At 54.8% G+C, this 4,796-nt stretch carries 8 protein-coding genes; 3 read left to right on the forward strand and 5 right to left on the reverse strand.

Features of this window, described 5'->3' with window-relative positions; genetic code table 11:
* The 5 genes from M0974_RS33275 to M0974_RS33280 all read right to left on the reverse strand — a co-directional run.
* A partial coding sequence (locus tag M0974_RS33275; protein WP_367278940.1) for a recombinase family protein occupies window positions 1-254 on the reverse strand: 254 nt, incomplete at its 3' end.
* A complete protein-coding gene (locus M0974_RS02275; RefSeq protein ID WP_297832165.1) occupies window positions 232-486 on the reverse strand; it encodes a hypothetical protein in 255 nt (84 codons plus the stop codon). The genes M0974_RS02275 and M0974_RS33275, both read right to left, overlap by 23 nt.
* Window positions 487-539: 53 nt before the next feature.
* Window positions 540-1,115, reverse strand: coding sequence for a recombinase family protein (locus M0974_RS02280; RefSeq protein WP_297832168.1), 576 nt, complete (start codon window positions 1,113-1,115; stop codon window positions 540-542).
* 314 nt (window positions 1,116-1,429) lie between these two features.
* Window positions 1,430-2,506 (reverse strand): ACR3 family arsenite efflux transporter, encoded by a 1,077-nt coding sequence (gene arsB, locus M0974_RS02285; RefSeq protein ID WP_297832171.1) that lies wholly within the window; start codon window positions 2,504-2,506, stop codon window positions 1,430-1,432.
* Entirely contained in the window at window positions 2,506-2,916 is a 411-nt protein-coding gene (locus M0974_RS33280) for an ArsR/SmtB family transcription factor (protein ID WP_367278941.1), read from the reverse strand. Before M0974_RS33280 ends, arsB begins: the two co-directional genes overlap by 1 nt.
* A gap of 75 nt (window positions 2,917-2,991) precedes the next feature.
* On the opposite strand from M0974_RS33280, the gene arsM reads away from it, so the two are divergent.
* Genes arsM through M0974_RS02300 form a run of 3 tightly spaced genes read left to right on the forward strand, consistent with a single transcriptional unit; the run spans window position 2,992 to window position 4,791 of the window.
* A complete protein-coding gene (gene arsM / locus M0974_RS02290) occupies window positions 2,992-3,885 on the forward strand; it encodes an arsenite methyltransferase (protein ID WP_297832174.1) in 894 nt (297 codons plus the stop codon).
* Window positions 3,886-3,893: 8 nt separating this feature from the next.
* Window positions 3,894-4,382: an arsenate reductase ArsC gene (locus tag M0974_RS02295; protein WP_297832176.1), complete on the forward strand. Its 489-nt coding sequence runs from the start codon at window positions 3,894-3,896 to the stop codon at window positions 4,380-4,382.
* Window positions 4,383-4,392: 10 nt separating this feature from the next.
* On the forward strand, window positions 4,393-4,791 hold the full coding sequence (locus tag M0974_RS02300) for an arsenate reductase ArsC (protein ID WP_297832179.1): 399 nt from the start codon (window positions 4,393-4,395) through the stop codon (window positions 4,789-4,791).
* The last annotated feature ends 5 nt before the right edge of the window (window positions 4,792-4,796 follow it).

Consider the following 4,796-nt stretch of genomic DNA (forward strand, 5'->3'; position numbering starts at 1 on the left):
ACGAAGCCCACATCGTTGACGCTCCCTTTACAAAATCTGAGCATCGCTTGGAACTGATCGCGTTGGGTGGTCTTAGCTGAGACCCCTTCATCGGATAATACTTTGGCTACGGGCCATCCCTGTTGTTGGCAATAACGCCGAGACCTCTCTAGCTGTGTTGCAAGGCTGTTATTCTCAACCTGTTCGTCTGTCGATACTCTCGTATAAATCACCGCTCGGGTCTTAGCAGGCTTATTCGCTTTCCTTGACGTCACTCAGACTCTCACTATCACTGTATTCAGATCGTTCGTACCAGTAGTTTAGGACCGGCTGTGTATGGCGCTCCAAGGTTGAGGACTGGTCTTCAGGCGTCAGTTGAGACAGGCAAAGAATTGCTTCGAACTTGTCCCCGAACTTTGGCTTGAAGGCTTCATCTCGCTTCAGATAGGCGTCGATCACAAGATTTGCCAATCGACGAAGCTCTATCGCCTGCTCTTCTTTGTTCATTTTTCCCTTTGGTGAGACTGAGGTGCGGTGACCATCGCGGGCCGCAAGGCTAACTATGGGGCACACTGTGCATTGGTCCTAACGTAGTTGTACAGAGTCGCCCGCGATATCCCAAACTCGGGAGCAAGCCTTGATTTCGCTTCACCCTTTCGAACTCTATCAAGAAGTGCTGAGACCCGCTCGGCCGATAAGCTCGGCACTCGGTCTTTGTAAACTCCCTGCTCTTTAGCTACCGCGATGCCCTCTCGTTGTCGCTCTCGGATCAACTCACGCTCAAATTGCGCGACTGCACCCAGCAGACCGAGCAAGAGATTTGCCATCGGTGAATCATCGCCAGTGAAAACCAAAGCTTCCTTAAGGAACTGAACCTTGACTCCACGCTTGGTGAGCGAAAGGACGATGCTGCGCAGGTCATCGATGTTCCTTGCCAGCCGATCCATCGAATGGACCATTAGCGTGTCTCCCTCACGAAGGAACGAGAGGGCAGCTTCGAGTTGAGGCCGCCTAGTGTCTTTGCCCGACGCCTTATCGGCGAACACCCTGTCTAGTGTCTGCCCATCAAGCTGTCTAGCGTCGTTTTGATCGACGCTGCTAACCCTTGTATAACCGACCACTTGCCCTGTTGCCACGATGCCTCCGACTTGTCTAGTTAGAGTCTACGAGGCAACACGGAATATGTTAAACAGCCACAAAAACACCCTAAATAGACGCATTTTGGGGTCTGCAGGCTTGTCTAGCATGGGTATACCCCAACTGACATCAGTCCATCTACAGACAACTCCCCACACGGCCGCAAACCAAGGCAACGAGTGTACGAGCGGCCACGCCGCAATGAGGGACAGGTGCTGGTAGTGCAGATATGAATATCTGTGGAACATGACGGGTATCTTCTAACGTGAAATTTCGAGTGGGTGTGGGATATGTAGTCAGACGCGGCGAGGCGTTAGCTGAAGTGCTTGCGTCTGATCCAAAAAGCCACGTTCACCAAACCAATCAGGGCCGGGACTTCGATCAGTGGTCCAACTACGCCGACAAATGCTTCCCCTGAGTTGAGACCGAACACCGCAACCGCTACAGCAATTGCCAGCTCAAAGTTGTTACCGGCAGCAGTGAATGACAGAGTTGCGGACTGTGCATAGTCTGCACCGAGTCGCTTGCCCATCCAAAAGCTCACGAGGAACATGACGAGGAAATAAACCACCAACGGTATTGCGATCCTGACCACATCCAAAGGGAGCATCACGATCAGATCACCTTTGAGGGAAAACATGACCAAGATCGTGAACAGGAGCGCAACCAGCGTGAGCGGGCTAATGCGAGGGACAAACCGGAGCCGGTACCATTCTTCTCCCTTTGCCCGCATGAGAGCATATCGTGTCAGGAAACCCGCTACAAACGGTACGCCTAGATAGAGGCCGACGCTCTTTGCAATCTGCCCGATTCCAATCTCGACCACGCTTCCCTGCAGTCCGAACCACTTGGGCAGCACTGTCAGGAATGCCCATGCATACAGGCTGTAGAACAACACCTGAAACACACTGTTGATTGCCACCAATCCCGCGACATAATCTGTGTCCCCTTCTGCCAACTCATTCCAAACTAGTACCATCGCAATGCAGCGGGCTATGCCAATCAGGATCAAGCCACGCATGTATGCCGGTTCACCACGCAGAAAGATGACGGCCAGCACGAACATTAGCGTAGGTCCGATAAGCCAGTTCTGCACCAGTGACAGACCAAGCACCCGCTTGTTCCGAAAGACCTCGCCTAGCTTTTCATAGCGCACTTTTGCCAACGGCGGGAACATCATGACGATCAACCCGATGGCAATCGGGATGTTCGTTGTGCCGGTTTGAAAGCGGTTCACGAAGGCACCGGAGCTGGGAACAAAGTGCCCTATGGCGACGCCTATAGCCATAGCGAGAAATATCCAAAGCGTGAGGAAGCGGTCAAGGAAGGAAAGCTTCCGACGTTGGGACGGAACGCACTGGCTGCTGCCTTGGGTTGCCGTTGTAGCCATCAGCACACCTCACAGCATGGCGCAGTAACAGGCGTGGGCAACGGAGCGCCATCCAGTGCGTACTTTGCCGGAGAGCAGCACGCCTTTGTAAGGCGGCCGCGGTCTGCCTGCATCACCTTATCGTCCTTGAGGAAGTCCAGTGTCTGACGGACCACCTGTGACGCCCCAACATGCGGTGGCATGACAACGCGGTAGTGCATCCACTTGCCCTCGCGTCGGGCAGCGACAATACCAGCGTTTCGTAAGAAGGCGAGGTGCCGCGAAATCTTCGGCTGCGGACCGCCAAGTATCTCCACTAGGTAGCAAACACAAACCTCTTGTTCTCCCATGAGGTTGAGAAGACGGAGCCGTGTGTCGTCAGCCAGAGCCTGAAAGAACCTCGGCAGATTGAATTGCGTCGTACGGGCCATGGATTACGTATACGCTTTGACGAATACGTTGGCAATAGATACATTCAGCAAGTCGAATATGTTTGGAGGTGCAGCGTGGCAGAGATTCTCGACTCCGTCCGGTCGAAGTATGGTGCGGTTGCAGCAAGCACCCTTTCCAGCAATCACGCTGGCGTCAAAGCAGTAGCCCAGGCTTTTGGCTATTCCTCCGAAGAACTGACATCCATTCCCGCTGAGGCAAACATGGGTTTGTCCTGCGGCAATCCCACTGCAACCGCTCATTTGCGTCCGGGAGAGATAGTTGTCGACCTTGGCTCGGGCGGTGGTCTGGATGTCTTTCTGGCTTCGAAGATGGTAGGGCCGCAGGGCCGCGCCGTGGGCATTGACATGACACCAGCGATGATCGAACGAGCAAGAGCCAACGCAGTGTCCGGCGGATACACCAACGTTGCTTTTTATCAATCCACCATCGACAACATCCCATTGCCGGATGCTTCAGTCGATTGTGTCATCTCCAACTGCGTTCTCAATCTTGCACCTGATAAGCCAGCCGTCTTTCGTGAGATAGCGCGTATCCTCAAACCGGGTGGTCGCCTAGCGGTCAGTGATATTGCTCTCAAGGGCGAACTCCCGGAGTCTATCGCACGGAGCATGGCGGCGTATGTGGGATGCATCGCTGGTGCGATCAGGATTGACGACTATCGTGCAGGGCTCCTTGCTGCAGGGTTCGAGCATGTACAGATCGTGGATAGCGGCGCAGACCTGAACGCTTACACCAAGGTGGAGAATCAGGCTGGCTGTTGCTCCCCCTCAGAGAGCGAGAGCCAGTGTTGCACTCCTGCCCCGACTAACGACACGACCACACTCCACGAAGAGCTATCCGCCCTACTGAACAAGTACGACGTGAACACGGCAGCCGCCAGCGTGAAGGTCTATGCCATCAAACCCAAGTCCGATGCCCCGTGCTGTGGGCCAAACTGCTGTGCGTAGAGGTAACCATGCCGCATTACAACGTCCTGTTTCTCTGTACCGGCAACTCTGCTCGGTCAATCATGGCCGAAGCGATCATGAATTGGAAGGGCCGCGAGAACTTCGTTGCATACAGCGCAGGCAGCCATCCTACGGGAGCGGTCCGCGAGGAGGCACTACGGCAGATTGAGTCTGCCAATCTCAACACGGCTGGGCTGCGCAGCAAATCATGGGGTGAGTTCGCCAAGCCGGGTGCGCCAGTCATAAACTTTGTTTTCACGGTATGTGACAGTGCGGCGAATGAAGTTTGCCCGGTATGGCCTGGGCAGCCTCTCACAGCCCACTGGGGAGTACCTGACCCCGCTGCTATCACTGGAACGCCGCAAGACGTTGATCGAGCGTTTTCGCAGGCATTCTCCACTTTGGAGAGGCGCATTACCCTCATGCTCTCGCTTCCGCTTGCCAGTCTGGATGCAATGGCGCTCAAGAGCAAGTTGGATGACATCGGGAAAAATTGAAGGAGGAATCATGCTCAAGGTAATTTTTGCCTGCGTACACAACGCGGGAAGGTCACAGATGGCAGCCGCATTCTTCAACCAGCTTGCAGACCCCAAGAAGGCACAGGCCATCTCTGCAGGGACAGAGCCGGGGCTGCGGGTCCACCCTGAAGTGCAGGATGCAATGCAGGAAGTTGGCATCGACCTTACCGGTGCGAAGCCTCAGAAACTCACGGAGGATTTGGCGAAGGATGCACAGCTCCTCATCACGATGGGATGCGGGGACAAGTGCCCCTATGTCCCCGGTCTACGCCGGGACGATTGGCCGCTTCGAGACCCGAAGGGGCTGCCCATTGAAGAGGTGCGAGCCATACGGGACGAGATTAAGAGCAGAGTCAAATCCCTCCTAGAGCAACAACGACTGTCCTGATAGTC

The organism is Pseudomonas sp. (assembly GCF_026224925.1).
In the GTDB taxonomy this organism is placed as follows: domain Bacteria; phylum Pseudomonadota; class Gammaproteobacteria; order Pseudomonadales; family Pseudomonadaceae; genus Aquipseudomonas.

Excerpts from the sequence above, each read along its gene's own strand:
- M0974_RS02275 (WP_297832165.1), bottom strand. The coding sequence starts at position 486 with ATGAACAAAGAAGAGCAGGCGATAGAGCTTCGTCGATTGGCAAATCTT.
- M0974_RS02300 (WP_297832179.1), top strand. The coding sequence starts at position 4,393 with ATGCTCAAGGTAATTTTTGCCTGCGTACACAACGCGGGAAGGTCACAG.
- M0974_RS02295 (WP_297832176.1), top strand. The coding sequence starts at position 3,894 with ATGCCGCATTACAACGTCCTGTTTCTCTGTACCGGCAACTCTGCTCGG.
- arsB (WP_297832171.1), bottom strand. The coding sequence starts at position 2,506 with ATGGCTACAACGGCAACCCAAGGCAGCAGCCAGTGCGTTCCGTCCCAA.
- M0974_RS33280 (WP_367278941.1), bottom strand. The coding sequence starts at position 2,916 with ATGGCCCGTACGACGCAATTCAATCTGCCGAGGTTCTTTCAGGCTCTG.